General features: G+C 69.1%; 15 protein-coding genes. 10 read left to right on the forward strand and 5 right to left on the reverse strand.

The window, feature by feature from the left end; translation table 11 throughout:
- Positions 1-19 precede the first annotated feature (19 nt).
- A complete protein-coding gene (gene nhaA, locus AAC645_RS06785) occupies positions 20-1165 on the forward strand; it encodes a Na+/H+ antiporter NhaA (RefSeq protein WP_340314780.1) in 1146 nt (381 codons plus the stop codon).
- 3 nt (positions 1166-1168) lie between these two features.
- Here nhaA and AAC645_RS06790 read toward each other — a convergent pair whose 3' ends face one another.
- Together AAC645_RS06790 and AAC645_RS06795 are read right to left on the reverse strand one after the other, a co-directional pair.
- Entirely contained in the window at positions 1169-1690 is a 522-nt protein-coding gene (locus AAC645_RS06790) for a YceD family protein (RefSeq protein WP_340314781.1), read from the reverse strand.
- Entirely contained in the window at positions 1687-2241 is a 555-nt protein-coding gene (locus tag AAC645_RS06795) for a ubiquinol-cytochrome C chaperone family protein (protein ID WP_340314782.1), read from the reverse strand. The genes AAC645_RS06790 and AAC645_RS06795 overlap by 4 nt, the downstream gene beginning before the upstream one ends.
- A 122-nt stretch (positions 2242-2363) precedes the next feature.
- Here AAC645_RS06795 and AAC645_RS06800 point away from each other — a divergent pair, with 122 nt between their 5' ends.
- Positions 2364-2846 carry an outer membrane protein assembly factor BamE gene (locus AAC645_RS06800; RefSeq protein WP_340314784.1) on the forward strand — a complete coding sequence of 161 codons (483 nt, stop codon included), beginning with the start codon at positions 2364-2366 and terminating at the stop codon, positions 2844-2846.
- A gap of 61 nt (positions 2847-2907) precedes the next feature.
- Here AAC645_RS06800 and AAC645_RS06805 read toward each other — a convergent pair whose 3' ends face one another.
- On the reverse strand, positions 2908-3915 hold the full coding sequence (locus AAC645_RS06805; protein ID WP_422785800.1) for an NAD(P)H-dependent glycerol-3-phosphate dehydrogenase: 1008 nt from the start codon (positions 3913-3915) through the stop codon (positions 2908-2910).
- Positions 3915-4949 carry a tRNA (adenosine(37)-N6)-threonylcarbamoyltransferase complex transferase subunit TsaD gene (tsaD, locus tag AAC645_RS06810; protein WP_340314786.1) on the reverse strand — a complete coding sequence of 345 codons (1035 nt, stop codon included), beginning with the start codon at positions 4947-4949 and terminating at the stop codon, positions 3915-3917. The genes AAC645_RS06805 and tsaD overlap by 1 nt, the downstream gene beginning before the upstream one ends.
- Positions 4950-5031: 82 nt before the next feature.
- Here tsaD and AAC645_RS06815 point away from each other — a divergent pair, with 82 nt between their 5' ends.
- Genes AAC645_RS06815 through AAC645_RS06830 form a run of 4 tightly spaced genes read left to right on the forward strand, consistent with a single transcriptional unit; the run spans position 5032 to position 8940 of the window.
- Positions 5032-6417: an MATE family efflux transporter gene (locus AAC645_RS06815; RefSeq protein ID WP_340314787.1), complete on the forward strand. Its 1386-nt coding sequence runs from the start codon at positions 5032-5034 to the stop codon at positions 6415-6417.
- A gap of 55 nt (positions 6418-6472) precedes the next feature.
- A complete protein-coding gene (gene hemC / locus AAC645_RS06820) occupies positions 6473-7402 on the forward strand; it encodes a hydroxymethylbilane synthase (RefSeq protein ID WP_340314790.1) in 930 nt (309 codons plus the stop codon).
- Positions 7399-8088: a uroporphyrinogen-III synthase gene (locus AAC645_RS06825; protein WP_340314792.1), complete on the forward strand. Its 690-nt coding sequence runs from the start codon at positions 7399-7401 to the stop codon at positions 8086-8088. Before hemC ends, AAC645_RS06825 begins: the two co-directional genes overlap by 4 nt.
- Positions 8089-8121: 33 nt before the next feature.
- Positions 8122-8940, forward strand: a complete 819-nt coding sequence (locus AAC645_RS06830; RefSeq protein WP_340314793.1) for a hypothetical protein — start codon at positions 8122-8124, stop codon at positions 8938-8940.
- A 105-nt stretch (positions 8941-9045) separates the two neighbouring features.
- Here the strand turns inward: AAC645_RS06830 and AAC645_RS06835 are convergent, their stop codons facing one another.
- Positions 9046-9216: a DUF1674 domain-containing protein gene (locus AAC645_RS06835; protein WP_340314795.1), complete on the reverse strand. Its 171-nt coding sequence runs from the start codon at positions 9214-9216 to the stop codon at positions 9046-9048.
- Between the two features lie 79 nt (positions 9217-9295).
- Here AAC645_RS06835 and htpX point away from each other — a divergent pair, with 79 nt between their 5' ends.
- The 4 genes from htpX to AAC645_RS06855 all read left to right on the forward strand — a co-directional run bounded on the left by htpX (position 9296) and on the right by AAC645_RS06855 (position 14308).
- Positions 9296-10252, forward strand: a complete 957-nt coding sequence (gene htpX / locus AAC645_RS06840; protein WP_340314797.1) for a zinc metalloprotease HtpX — start codon at positions 9296-9298, stop codon at positions 10250-10252.
- A gap of 317 nt (positions 10253-10569) precedes the next feature.
- Complete coding sequence (locus AAC645_RS06845; RefSeq protein ID WP_340314799.1) at positions 10570-11838, forward strand: RsmB/NOP family class I SAM-dependent RNA methyltransferase; 1269 nt, start codon at positions 10570-10572, stop codon at positions 11836-11838.
- 69 nt (positions 11839-11907) lie between these two features.
- Entirely contained in the window at positions 11908-12570 is a 663-nt protein-coding gene (gene rpe, locus AAC645_RS06850) for a ribulose-phosphate 3-epimerase (protein WP_340314801.1), read from the forward strand.
- A 10-nt stretch (positions 12571-12580) separates the two neighbouring features.
- A complete protein-coding gene (locus AAC645_RS06855) occupies positions 12581-14308 on the forward strand; it encodes a heparinase II/III family protein (RefSeq protein WP_340314803.1) in 1728 nt (575 codons plus the stop codon).
- Positions 14309-14396: the final 88 nt, after the last annotated feature.

Raw genomic sequence — 14396 nt, forward strand, 5'->3', positions numbered from 1 at the left:
GACGTGCTGTTAATGCTGCATGATGCGTCGACCGCTATCTGCAGTTAGCGCCTTCCTCGGCACCGAGGCGGCAGGCGGCCTTGTCCTGATCGTGGCGGCAGCAGCAGCCATGGTGGCGGCGAACAGCACATACTCAGCCACTTATTTCAATATACTACATGTCGAAATCGGGCCGCTCAGCCTGCTCCACTGGATCAACGATGCGCTCATGGCGCTGTTCTTCCTGCTGGTCGGTCTGGAGATCAAGCGCGAGTTCCTCCGCGGCCATCTGGCGCGCTGGTCCGATCGCACGCTGCCCTTCATCGCCGCCGCGGCGGGGATGGCGATGCCGGCGCTGCTCTACACGCTGTGGACCGGCGGGACCGCTGGGCTCGCGCGCGGCTGGGCGATCCCGACCGCAACCGACATCGCCTTCGCCATCGGCGTGCTCGCGCTGCTCGGATCGCGGGCGCCGACCTCGCTCAAGCTGTTCCTGACGACCGTCGCCATCGTCGATGACATGGGGGCGGTCGCGATCATAGCGCTCGCCTACACACCCGCGATCAGCGGCCCTGCGCTGCTGACCGCCGTGCTGTTGCTCGCCGCGATGTTCGCGCTCGGGCGGCTCGGCGTCACGGCGCTCTGGCCTTATCTGCTGCTCGCCGCCGCGCTGTGGCTGGCGGTGCTGCTGTCGGGGGTGCATGCGACCATTGCCGGCGTGCTGGCCGCACTGGCCATCCCCCTAGGCGAGGGCGAGGACGAGCGCTCCCCGCTCGAGCGGCTCGAAGCGGCGCTCCATCCCTGGGTGGCGTTCGGGATCGTGCCGCTGTTCGGCTTTGCCAACGCCGGCGTGTCGCTGCGCGGCATCGGCCTGGAAGACCTGCTCGCGCCACTGCCGATGGGCATCGCGGCCGGGCTGTTCGTCGGCAAGCAGATCGGCATCTTCGGCAGCGTCCGGCTGGCCGCAGCGCTGGGGCTGGCTGCGCCGCCCGAGGGTGCAAGCTGGGTGCAGATCTACGGCGTCGCCCTGCTCTGCGGCATCGGCTTCACGATGAGCCTGTTCATCGGCGGGCTCGCCTTCGACGATCCACTGCTGGGCGACGAGGTCAGGATCGGTGTGCTGGGCGGTTCGCTGCTGTCCGCGGTCTGCGGCTATGGCCTGTTGCGGTGGGTGGGGAAACGCTGACTGCTATTTGAGCTTGTCCTTCAGCGCCTGCAGCGCAGCGAATGGGCCCGTCACCACTTCATCCTCCGACAACACGCCGGCTTCCCTCAGCACCGCATCGGCACCCGGCGCGCGGGGAAACGGATCGAGACTCAGCGCCAGCGTCTCCGCCACAGCCTCGCCCAGGTCGACCGCGGCGCCATCATAGTCGATCGTGTCGACATCCTCCGCATCGAGTTCGATCTCCTCGCCTGCCGCCTGTCCTGCAGGCACGAAGCGCAGGCTGAACGGTTCGTCGACCGTCGCCGGGACCGCCGCACCGGTCGCGACGCACGCCTGCTCCACCGCGGCGCGGATGCGACCCTCGACGAAGATGCTGTCCGCCTCGCGGCGCAGCGCCGCATCCGCCGACAGTGAGCCGAGCGAGATCAGCCCGAAGCGCCGTGCCAGTGCCTCGCGCTCGGCGGAATCGGCTTCCACGGTCAGCGTCCGGCCGCCTTCGCCGAGCGTGTCGATCCGCACCGGCCGTGAGAATTCGGGCGTCATCCCGGCAGACCATTCGCGAGGAGATCGTCCCAGCGCAGCGCCGCCAGCCGCCCGGCGATCGCCCGCATCCGTGCGGCGACCAGCGCCGGCTTCGCGTCCGCGCCCGGCTCGCCGCGCCACAGGTTGCGGACGAGCGCCGCCTCAAGCGCCGCCTGATCGCCGATCGCCTCCCGATAGGCCGAAAGCCGTCCGCCCATGGCTGCCATCATCTTGCCGACATGCTTGCCGACGATGACGTCACCGATACCGATCTCACGCAGCTGCCCGTCCATATCGTCGATGAACACTTCGGTAAGCCGCGCGCTCGCGCCGCGGCCGGCGTCGCCCTCGGCCTCGATCCGTAGCAGCACCAGCGACAATATCGCCGACACCATGTCGAAGCGGCCGTCCAGCGTATCGGGCACGCCCATCTCGGCATACCAGACCGGCTGGCGCGCCTCGGCGACAACGGAGTTGTAGAGCGGGATCAGCCCCTCGCGGGGGTCCGCTCCGATACCGAACAATGTCTTCAGGAAATTCACGTCTTGTTCCTCGGCCTGTTCAGCGGGCATCAAGCCCCGCCCTCTATCTTGCGCGAGCCCATCTTGCCACTGGGTAGCTCCCGCGCATATTGAGGCGGATCGGGCGCGCCGCAAGGGTCGGCGCCGCCACTGCGTGTTTCAAGGAGAAGTTGATGCCCCGGACCCTGTCGCGAACGGCCGCTCTGCTCGGCGCGCTCGCCATATTGGGCCTGACCGCAGGGTGCGCCCGCACCCGCGATCATAAGGGCTATGTCATCGACTCGACCCTGATCGGCACGGTCCAGCCCGGCGTCGACAATCGCGAATCGGTCGGGCGCACGCTGGGCCGGCCGACCTTCGCGGGGCAGTTCGACAAGGACAAGACCTGGTATTATGTCGCCCGCGATACCAAGCAGATCGGTTTCCGGGACCCCAAGGTCTCCGCCCAGACGGTGCTGGCGATCCACTTCGACGAGCGCGGCAACGTCGCCTCGGTAGAGCGCACCGGCCTCGAGAAGGTGGCCAGCGTGTCGCTCTATGGCGACAAGACGCCGACCCTGGGCAGCAAGCGCGGCTTCTTCCGCGAGCTGTTCGGCAATATCGGCCGGGTGGGCTCGGTCGGCCAGTCGGGCGGCACCGCGGATAATCCTAACTAAGCCTGCGGCTTAGTTAGGTTTTTGTTCGAGCCTCAAGCGCCGGCGAGGGCTAAACAAAAAACTACTTCCCTTCCTGCTTCAACGGTCGCGCCAGCAGCGCCTTGACCACATCGTCGACCTTGGCGCCCCCGGTCAGCAGCGCGCAGACCGCGTCGACGATCGGCATGTCGACGCCCACCGCACGCGCCGCCTCCGCGAGGACCGGGGCGGTCGACGCGCCCTCGGCGACGGTCCGGCGGTCGCTGAGCAGTTCCGCGGCCGGGATGCCTTGTCCCAAGCCCTTGCCGAGCGAGAAATTACGCGAGCTGACAGACGAGCAGGTGAGCACCAGGTCACCCAGTCCCGACAGTCCGGCCAGCGTCTCGACCTTTGCACCCCGGGCCAGGCCGAAGCGCGTCATCTCGGCGAAGCCGCGGCTGATCAGCGCAGCGCGGGCATTCTGTCCAAGCCCGGCACCGTCGACCACGCCACAGGCAATCGCGAGCACATTCTTGACCGCGCCACCGATCTCGGCGCCGACCACGTCGTTCGACAAATAGGGGCGAAAGCCGGGCCGCCGCAGCCGTTCCGCAAGCGCCAGCCCCACGGCCTCGTCTGCACAGGCCAGCGTGATCGCGGTCGGGTGCCCTGCCGCCACTTCGTGCGCGAAGGTCGGCCCCGACAGCACCGCGACCGGCGCGCCAGGCACGACCGCCTCGGCGACCTCGGACATAAGCATCTGGCTGCCTGCCTCGATGCCCTTGGCGCACAGCACCAGCGGCCGGGCGGCGGCCGGCAAGGCCGCAAGCACGGGGCGCACGAACTGTGCCGGGACCACGACGACCAGCGCATCGCAGATCGCCATCGCCGCGAGGTGGTCGGTCGCCTTGATCCGCTCGCTGAGCGGCAGCACCGGCAGGAAGATCGGATTGCAATGCGTATCGTTGATCGCGTCGACCACCTCGGGCTCGCGCGCCCACAGCAGCACGTCCGATCCGTCGCTTGCAATGACCTGCGCCATCGCGGTGCCCCAGGCGCCGCCGCCGATCACGCCCAGCCTTTGCAGCTTCATCGTCTCTCCAACGGTCATCAGGCTTTCACTCCGGCGCCGCGCGCCTTTTCCGCGCTGGGATCGAGCGGCCAGCGGGCGCGGGCCGGGACATGCATATCGTCGATCAGTCCGGCCGCGAAGCGTTCCGCGCCCGCCCATGCGATCATCGCGCCATTGTCGGTGCAAAGCCACAGCGGCGGCGCGCCGAACGCGAGCCCCGATCGCTCTGCGAGTGCCGCCAGCGCACCGCGCACCGCCTGATTGGCGGCGACGCCGCCCGCGATCACCAGCGCGGTAGCGCCATCGGCGACCGCGATCGCACGGCTAGTGCGATCGATCAGACAGTCGACCACCGCCTGCTGGAAGGACGCGGCGATGTCCTCGGGCCGATGGGTACCGGCGTCGCGGGCCCGCAACACCGCGCTCTTGAGGCCGGCGAAGGAGAAATGGGGTTCGGCGCTGCCGAGCAGCGGGCGCGGCAGCGGCACGGCCGTCGCGTCGCCCAGCCGCGCCGCTGACTCGACCGCCGGTCCGCCCGGAAAGCCAAGCCCGAGCAGCTTCGCGGTCTTGTCGAAGGCCTCACCGGCGGCATCGTCAATGGTGGTGGCGAGGCGGCGATAATCGCCCACGCCGTTGACCAGCAGCAGCTGGCAATGGCCGCCCGAGACCAGCAGCAGCAGATAGGGAAAGCGAAGATCCCGGTCGGCGAGCCGCGGCGACAGCGCATGGCCTTCGAGATGGTTGACCGCGATCAGCGGCTTGCCCGCGGCATGGGCGAGCGCCTTGCCGGTCATCAGCCCGACCATTACCCCGCCGATCAGGCCCGGCCCTGCAGTGGCGGCGATCGCGTCGACCTGGTCCAGCCTCAGCCCGGCATCGGCCAGCGCCGCTTGGACCAGCGGCACGGCCATCTCTACATGGGCGCGCGCCGCCAGTTCCGGCACCACGCCCCCGAACGGCCGGTGTGCATCCTCCTGCCCGGCGAGGCGATGCGCAAGGACGCGGCGGTCGCTCGTCACCAGCGCGGCGGCGGTCTCGTCGCAGCTCGATTCGATACCAAGGATGATGGCCATGCAGCGCCTGTAGGCGAGCGGGGACGGAATGTTAACTGCCGGCAGGGTTCCCGCGCGACCGCGGCAAGGCTAAGGGATCCCCATGCGTGCAGCCATGACTTCAGAGACGCCCTGGCGTGCCGAGGCGCGCGCGCTCCTGTCGCTGAGCGTGCCGCTGATCATCGGCAATCTCGGCTGGGCGGCGATTGCGGCGACCGACCTGCTGCTGCTCGGCCATCTCGGTGCCGACGCGGTGGCGGCCGGCGCGCTCGGCCTCAATCTCTACACCGCCTTCCTTATTTTCGGGATCGGGCTCACCACCGCCGCCTCACCGCTGATCGCGAGCGAGCGCGGGCGGCGGCTCCATTCGGTGCGCGACATCCGCCGCAGCGTGCGCCAGACGATCTGGGCCGGCGCATTGATCTGCCTGCCGAGCTGGGCGCTGCTCTGGCACAGCGAGAAAATCCTCGTCCTGATCGGCCAGGATCCCGCCCTCGCCGCAGGCGCCGCCCAGCTGGTGCGCAGCCTGCAATGGGCGCTGCTGCCCTATCTGCTGTTCCTGACGCTGCGCAACTACGTCGCGGCGCTGGAACGACCGATCTGGGGCGTGATCGTCACCCTCGCGACCGTGCCGTTCAACGCGCTGATGGGCTGGATGCTGATCTTCGGCCATCTCGGCGTGCCTGCGATGGGCCTGCACGGCGCCGGGTTCGCCAGCTTCCTGAGCGCCGTCTTCATGGCGCTCGGCATGATCGCCGTGGTCGGCCTGGATCGTCAGTTTCGCCGCTACCGCCTGTTTGGCCGCTTCTGGGCCGCCGACTGGAACCGGTTCCGCACGGTGTGGCGGGTCGGCTTGCCGATCGCAGTGACGCTCGCGCTGGAGGTGACGGTATTCAACGCCGCGGTGTTCCTGATGGGACTGATCGGCCGGGCACCGCTCGCCGCACACGCCATCGCGATCCAGATAGCAGCACTGTGCTTCATGGTGCCGATGGGGATCGGCCAGGCGGCGACGGTTCGCGTCGGCTATGCCCATGGTCGGGGCGACGGGGATGCGGCGGGCCGGGCCGGATGGCTGGCGCTGATCCTCGGCACGGCCTTCGCCATGCTTTCGGCAGCGCTGCTGATCGGCGCGCCACGGCTGCTGATCGGTGGCTTCATCGATGTCGATGCGCCCGCCAATGCGGAAGTGACACGGCTCGCCGTCTCCTTCCTCGCCGTTGCCGCGCTGTTCCAGCTGGTCGACTGCGCCCAGGCGGTCGCCTCGGGCGTACTGCGCGGCCTGCAGGACACGCGCGTACCGATGATCTTCGCCGCGATCGGCTATTGGGTGATCGGGATCGGCGTCGGCACGCTGCTCGCCTTCCCGCTCGGCATGGGCGGCCTGGGGATCTGGCTCGGCCTCGCCTGCGGCCTGGGCGTCGTGGCGGTGCTGCTGGTCTGGCGCTGGACTCGGCGCGAGCGGCTCGGGCTGGTCTCGACCAGTTAGAGGCAAATGGCAGGGAAGGCTTTTGCTCGACCGGCCTCTTCTCTAAGGACAGCGAATGACGACCCCTGCCCCTTCCCGCCCGCTGCGCCTCGGCACCCGCGGATCGCCGCTGGCGCTTACCCAGGCCCGCATGGTGATCGCCGCGCTGCGGTCGGCCCATGGCTGGAGCGAGGAGGCGATCGAGATCGTCACGATCAAGACCAGCGGCGACCGAATCCAGGACCGACCGCTGGCCGAGGTCGGCGGCAAGGCGCTGTGGACCAAGGAGCTGGACCGCGCCCTGACTGACGGAGACATCGATTTTGCGGTCCACTCGATGAAGGATGTCGAGACGATCCGCCCCGCCGAGATCGTCATCGGCGCGATGCTGCCCCGCGCGGATGTCCGCGACAGGCTGATCGGCGTGGACTCGCTCGCGGCGCTGCCGGGCGGCGCGCGGGTGGGGACGTCGTCGCCGAGGCGCTCGGCGCAGGTACGGCGCGCGCGGCCCGATGCCGAGATCGTGCTGTTCCGCGGCAATGTCGACACCAGGCTGGCCAAGCTGGCCGCCGGCGAGGCCGAAGCGACGCTGCTGGCAGGCGCCGGGCTCGACCGGCTCGGCCGCCACGAGATTGGCCGTCCGATCGCGATCGACGAGATGCTCCCGGCGCCCGCACAGGGCGCTGTGGGAATCGAGACGCTGGCCGGCAGCAATGAGATACGGGCACTGCTCGACTGCATCGACGACGGGACGACCAACGCCTGCGTCACTGCGGAACGCGCGCTGCTGGCGGCGCTCGGCGCGGACTGCCGCTCGCCGGTGGCAGCGCTCGCCGTCCGGTCGGGCGCCGGGCTGCACCTGCGCGCGGAGATATTGACCGAGGACGGCAGCGAATGCCGCTCGGGCGAAGCGCTGCTGCTGCGCACGGCCGATGCGGCGACGCTGGCCCACCGGCTACTCGAATCGGCATCGCCTCGCCTGCGCGCCCTGTTCACCGGCGCATGAGCCGCCGCCCGCTCCTCGTACTGCGCCCCGAGCCGGCGGCCAGCCTGACCGCCAAGAGCGCCTTCGACGAAGGCTGGCGGCCGATCATCTCGCCGATCTTCCAGATCGAGCCGATCGCCTGGACGGCGCCCGGCCCGCAGGATTACGACGCGCTGTTCGTCACCAGCGCCAATGCCGTGCGCCAGGCCGGCAAGGGCCTCAAGCGGTTCACGGCGATGCCGGCCTATGCCGTCGGCGCCGCGACCGCGCGCGCGCTGAAGGCCGCGGGCTTCACCGATATCCGTACCGGCCGCGGCGATGCGGCGACGATGCTCGATGCGGCAGCCGAGAATAGCGTAGCGCGCGCGCTGCACCTTGCCGGTGAAGATTACCGCGATGTCGGCCATGACGCGATCACGATCGACCGGCGCATCGTCTATCGCAGCGCCGCGATCGGCCGCCTGGGCGAGAAGGCGCTGACCGCGCTTCGAGAAGGCGAGGCGGTCGCGCTGCTCCATTCGGGCCGCGCGGCCGAGCATTTCGGCAAGCTGTGCGACGATGCGAGGATCGCCCGTGGGTCGATTGCCGTTGCGGCGCTGGCGCCCACCGTGCTGGCTGCGGCCGGCCCCGGCTGGCGCGCAGCGATCGCGGCCGCGAAGCCCGACGACGCGGCGCTGCTGGCGGCGGCGGCGCGGCTGTGCCAATAAGACGGCCAGTGATCGAAAAGAGACGAGCCGAGCATGCCCGATCCCGCCGACCTCTATAGCCCGCGCCGCCGGTCGTGGACGCCGATCCTGGCGTCGATGATCGTGGCGCTGCTGCTCGGCATGGCCGCCATGGCCTGGTTGTTCCACCGCTTCGACAGCGTTGCCGAAATCGTCAAGCCAGCGCCGCCGGTGATCGCGGCACCCGCGCCACCGCCGCGCCCGGCGCTCGTCAACATCGCCCCCGCGCCACCGACCGAAGTCGTCGAAACCATCGTGGATCGTCGAATCGACACGATCGAGGACAAGATCGACGACATCGGCGAGCGCGCCGCCGTCGCCACGAGCGAAGCCCACCGCGCGGAAGGCCTGCTCGTGGCTTTCGCTGCGCGCCGTGCAATCGATCGTGGTGCGCCGCTGGGCTATCTCGAAGGTGTGCTGCGTGATCGCTTCGGCGGTGTCGAGCCGCAGGCCGTCGCGATGGTGATCAGCGCCTCGCGTCAGCCGGTTACGGTCGACCAGCTCCGCGATCAACTCGACGCCCTCGAGCCTCAGCTATCGCTGGCGTCGGCGAACGAAGGCTGGTGGGAAGGCTTTCGCCGTGAGATGGCAAGCCTCATCGTGATCCGCAGCGCCTCGGCGCCGTCGATCGCCCCGGTGGACCGGCTCGCCCGAGCGCGCGACGATCTCTCAGCCGGGCATGTCGACGCCGCGCTGGTCGAGATCGCGCGCCTGCCGGGCCGCAAGGCCGCTACCGCCTGGATCGCCAGCGCCCGCCGCTACGTCCAGGCGCGCGCGGCGCTGGACCGGATCGAGACCGCGGCGCTGCTGCAACCTGCGAACAACCCGGCGTAAATCTCCCTCTTCCGAGATTGCCGCGAAAGCGGGAATTTCGGTCATGGTTCGCGACCCCAGCTCCGTCCCGACGACGAAGACCCCGGCCTCCGCCGGGGTGACGCTCTAAAAATCGACCGCCACGCCCTTGAGCTCCCAATCGCCGTAGCGGGTAGGATCCGGGCCTTTGCGACCGCCCGATTCCGGCTCGGGCCTGATCTCCTCGGGGGCGGGCACGGGCGTATTCGGCGACAGGTGCGCCGGGGGTTTCACATGGGGTGGGCGATTTCCGGACATAGCGATTCATCCTTGGGCGCGCATGATTGAAGAGCGCGGCAGTCTTCCCCACATTGGCTGTGGAAGGAGCAAAGGCAAGATGAACATGGTGAAGACGACGATGCTGCTGGGCGCGCTGACGGCGCTGTTCATGGCACTCGGCTTTACCATCGGCGGTTCGGGCGGAGCGATGGTCGCGCTGCTTTTCGCCGCAGGCATGAACCTGTTCACCTTCTGGAATGCCGACAAGATCGTGCTGCGCATGCATGGCGCGCGCGAGGTCGATGCGGTTGCCTGTCCCGAGTTCGTCGGCCTCGTCCATGGGCTCGCGCGCCGCGCCGGCCTGCCGATGCCGCGCGTGTACCTGATCGACAGCCCTCATCCCAACGCGTTCGCGACGGGCCGCAATCCAGCCAACGCCGCTGTCGCCGCGACCACTGGGCTGCTTGGCATGCTCAACCGCGACGAGATCGAAGGCGTGATGGCGCACGAGCTCGCCCATATCCGTCACCATGACACGCTGATCATGACGATGACCGCGACGATCGCCGGGGCGATCTCGATGCTCGCCAATTTCGGCCTGTTCTTCGGCCATGGGCGCCGCGATGGTGGGCAGATGCTGGCGACGATCCTCGCGGTGGTGGTCGCGCCGTTCGCCGCCATGCTGGTGCAGATGGCCATCAGCCGCTCGCGGGAATATGGCGCCGACCGCGGCGGCGCGGAGATTTCCGGCAAGCCCCGCGCCCTGGCCTCGGCGCTCGCCAAGCTGGCGCGGGGGGCCGCACAGATTCCCAATCCGGTGGTCGAGCGCAATCCGGCCGCGGCAGCGCTGTACATCGTGCCGGGCATGCAGCGCGGCGGCGACAGCATGTTCTCGACCCATCCCGCGACCGAGAACCGCATCGCCCAGCTGGAGATGATCGCCAATGAGATGGGCGTGCTGACCCCGTCGCCCAACTTCGCGGCGATGGCATCGCCGCCGCGCCGCGCCTCCATCTCGTCGGTGCCGAAGACGAAGCGGCGGAGCAGCGCACTCGATCCGCGCGGGCGCGGCTGACGCTTCCGGTTTTCGAACACATCCTCGACTTTGGTTGGTACGAACGGCAAGGCCGCTCATGAGAGCCTAAGCGCAGTGTGGTTAATCTGAATCATTCCACTCCGCTCGTCCTGAGGAGAAGCCGCATCGCGGCTTGAGCTTGTTTAAGTGGCGCCTCGAAGGACGTCCCCGGCCAAGTCCTTCGAGACGGGTCTTCGACGAGCTCAGCCCCTCCTCAGGATGAGCGAATCAGATATATGGCACGGCGCTCTAATTCACGCTTCCGGCGGAAGCGCAAAGCGCTTCCACCTCCAACGATCAGGCTCTAAGGCGCGCGGGTGAAAGAAGATCCCACCGGAACCGCCACCCGCCGCGCGGCGCTGCGCCTGCTCGATGCGGTGCTGCGTCGCGGCCTGCCGCTCGAAGCCGCGATGGACGGCGCCTGCGCCGACCTGGACCGCTCCGACGACCGCGCCTTCGCCCACGCCATCGCTGCAGAAGTGCTGCGCCGCACGGACGATCTCGACGTTCTGATCGATGCCGCCACCGAGCGCGCGTTGCCGCCGGACTCCAAGGCCCGCATGGTGCTGCGCATCGCGCTGGTCCAGGCGCTCGCCATGAAGACGCCGCAGCATGCCGCCATCACCACGGTGCTGCCGCTGGTCGATGGCGGCCCGCGCAAGCTGGTCCACGGCGTGTTCGCGCATGTCCTGCGCGACGGCGGCACCCTGCCCGATCCCCCGCATCTGCCCACAGAGGTAGTGGATCGCTGGACCAGATCATGGGGCGCGGAAGCGGCCGAAGCCGCACGGCTTTCGATCGCGGCGCCCCCTCCCGTCGACCTGAGCTTCAAGCCGGACGTCGACCTCGCCGACTGGGCGGAACGCCTCGAGGGCAAGAGCCTGGCGCTGGGTCATGTCCGCATCGCCGCCGGACGCCGCGTCGTCGACCTGCCAGGATATGACGAAGGATATTGGTGGATCCAGGATATCGCCGCATCGATCCCAGCGCGGCTGCTCGGCAAAGGCGACGGCCGGCGCGCGCTCGATCTGTGCGCAGCGCCGGGCGGCAAGACGATGCAGCTGGCCAGCAATGGCTGGGCCGTGACCGCAGTCGACCTGTCCGAGGCGCGGATGGTACGCCTTACCGAGAACCTGGCCCGCACCGGCCTGAGCGCCGAGCTCATTGTCGCCGATGCAGCGAGCTTCGCCGATGGCGCGCCCTATGATGCCGTCCTGCTCGACGCGCCCTGCTCCGCCACCGGCATTTTCCGCCGCCACCCCGACGTGCTTCACCGCGCCGGCCTGCGGACCATCGCAGAGGCCGCGGATGGGCAGGCCCGGCTGATCGACCATGCCGCAGGGCTGGTCGCCGCGAACGGCGTGCTGATCTATGCGGTGTGCTCGCTGGAAGCCGACGAGGGCGAGCAGATCGCCAAGGCGTTCCTCTCGCGCCATGCCGACTGGCGCCTCGATCCGGTCGCCGATGACGAGCTCCCGCATGGTTTCGCGCCGGACAAGGTCGGTCGTGTCCGTATCCGGCCGGGCGCAATCGCCGATAAGGGCGGCGCGGATGGCTTCTTCATCGCCCGGTTCCGGCGCCGATGACGACCGATGCAAGCCGAAGGCGGCGGTGAGCTTGCCCGCCCCTTCCCACCCCGCTAATCGGAGGCGATCATGACCAGCCCCATCCGCATCGCGCCGTCCATCCTCTCCGCTGATTTCGCCCGGCTGGGGGAGGAAGTCCGCGCCATCGACGCCGCCGGGGCGGACTGGATCCATGTCGACGTGATGGACGGGCATTTCGTGCCGAACATCACGATCGGGCCCGCCGTGGTGAAGGCGCTGCGCCCCCACAGCGCCAAGCCCTTCGACGTCCACCTGATGATCTCGCCTGTCGACGCATTCCTCGAGGACTTCGCCAACGCCGGCGCGGACATCATCACGGTCCATCCGGAGGCCGGGCCCCATACCCATCGCACGATCCAACGCATAAAGGCGCTGGGCAAGAAAGCCGGCGTTTCGCTGAATCCCGCGACCCCGGCCAAGATGCTCGATTATCTGATCGACGACATCGATCTCGTGCTGGTGATGAGCGTCAATCCGGGCTTCGGGGGACAGAGCTTCATCGACGGCCAGCTGCGCAAGATCGAGGCGATCCGCAAGATGATCGACAAGACCGGCAAGGCGATCGATCTCGAAGTCGATGGCGGCATCGACGTCAACACCGCGCCGCGCGCGATCGCAGCCGGCGCGACGGTGCTCGTGGCGGGGACCGCCAGCTTCAAGGGCGGCCCCACGGCCTATGCCGGCAACATCGCAGCTTTGAAGCAGGCGTGAGCATCGCGTGATGAGCGACGGCGCCGGGCCCAGCTACGGCGACAGCGTCGAGCCTGGCCGGCGCCTTATCCGCGTCGAGCACGACAAGAGCCATTCCCTCGCCGAACGGCTGACAGGGCGGCTGCACGCGCTCTCCTGGCGCACGCCCGTCCATGGCCTGCGGCTGCGCGGCCAACATCCGCTCAAGCTGTACGACGTCCCGGCCGATCCGATCGAGGGCATGGTTCGCCTCGGCGGCGCGATGCTGGACGGCGAGATATTGTGGCAGGGCGAGAGCGTCGCGATCGAGGGCTATGATTTCCGGCCGCGCACCATGTCGGCGGCGTTCAGCGACCACCTCCAGAGCTTTGCCTGGCTGCGCGACCTGAGCGCCGCAGGGCCGCGCCAGCGGGTGGCGCCGATCGCCGAGCTGCTGACCCGCCGCTGGCTGGAAGCCTTTGGCCGGCAGATCCACGAGGCGGCGTGGCGCCCCGACCTGTGGGGGCGACGCATCCTGTTCTGGGGCTGCCATGCGCCGCTCATCATGTCCTCCGACGAGCTGCGCGGCCCGGTCCTGAATGCGCTCAACCGCGGCGCCAAGCATCTCGATCGCAGCGCCGACAAGGCGGCGCCCGGACTTGCGCGCATTGCCGCCTGGACGGGCGTGGTCGCGGCCGGGTTGCTGATCCCAGGCGGCGAGCTGCGCCAGATCCATGGCGAGAAGGGCCTTGCCCGCGCGCTGGACGGGGCGCTGCATGGCGACGGCGGGCTCGTCAGCCGATCGCCGGTCGAACAGATGGACCTGGTCGCGCTGCTGGCGATGCTGCGCCGCTATCACGAAATGCGCGGCCAGACCCCGCCGGCCGCTTTCAACGAGGCGCTCGGCCGGGCGGTGCCGCCGCTGCTGGGGCTGACCCTGGGCGATGGCGGCCTATCGAGCTGGCAAGGCTCGGCACCGATCGACGGCGGCAGGATCGACGCAGTCGTTGCCGCTTCCGGCGTCCGCGCCCGGCCGCTGCGGCAGTCCCGCGAATGGGGCTATCAGCGCCTGTCGATGGGGCAGACCCGCATCGTCGTCGACGCCGCACCGCCGCCGATATCGCGCTTCGCCACCCAAGCCTGCGCCTCGACGCTAGCCATGGAACTGTCCGACGGCCCCTGGCGGCTGATCGTCAATTGCGGCGGAGGCCGAGGCGCGAACAATGCACTTCATCCCGAACTCGCCCAGGCACTGCGCACCACCGCCGCCCACTCCACCCTGGTGATCGACGACAGCAACTCGACCGCGGTTCATCCCGACGGAACCCTGGGGAAAGGGGTGACGGAGCTCGAGCTCGATCGGCAGGAGGATCTGCACGGCAGCGTCATCGACATGCGCCACGACGGCTATGTCCGGCGGTTCGGGATGGCGCACCGCCGCAAGATCGCGATCGGCCCGGGTGGGCGCGAAGTGCGCGGCCTCGACGCGCTGGTGCCGCAGAGCCGGCGGGCGCGTGGCAGCAGGGTCGACTATGCGATCCGCTTCCACCTGGCGCCTGGCGTGGAGGTCTCCGCGACGGCCGATGGCTCGGGTGCGCTGCTGCGGATCGGCGAAGGCTCGCTGTGGCGCTTCCGTGCGATCGGCGGCGAGGTGGCGATCGAAGACAGCCTGTGGGTCGATTCGCGCGGACGCCCGCAATCGACCCGGCAGCTGGTAATCGCCGGCCCGGTGCCTGCCGAAGGCATAGAGGTGACTTGGATTCTCGCCAAGTCCGGCTGAGCGATCCTTTCTGCGCGGGTTCTGAGCGGAACGACGTGGTCGGCACCGAACCCCTCGACCCATTCGTGTCGAGCCTTTCGACTGCCTG

This window comes from Rhizorhabdus argentea, assembly GCF_037861105.1.
Classification (GTDB): domain Bacteria; phylum Pseudomonadota; class Alphaproteobacteria; order Sphingomonadales; family Sphingomonadaceae; genus Rhizorhabdus; species Rhizorhabdus argentea.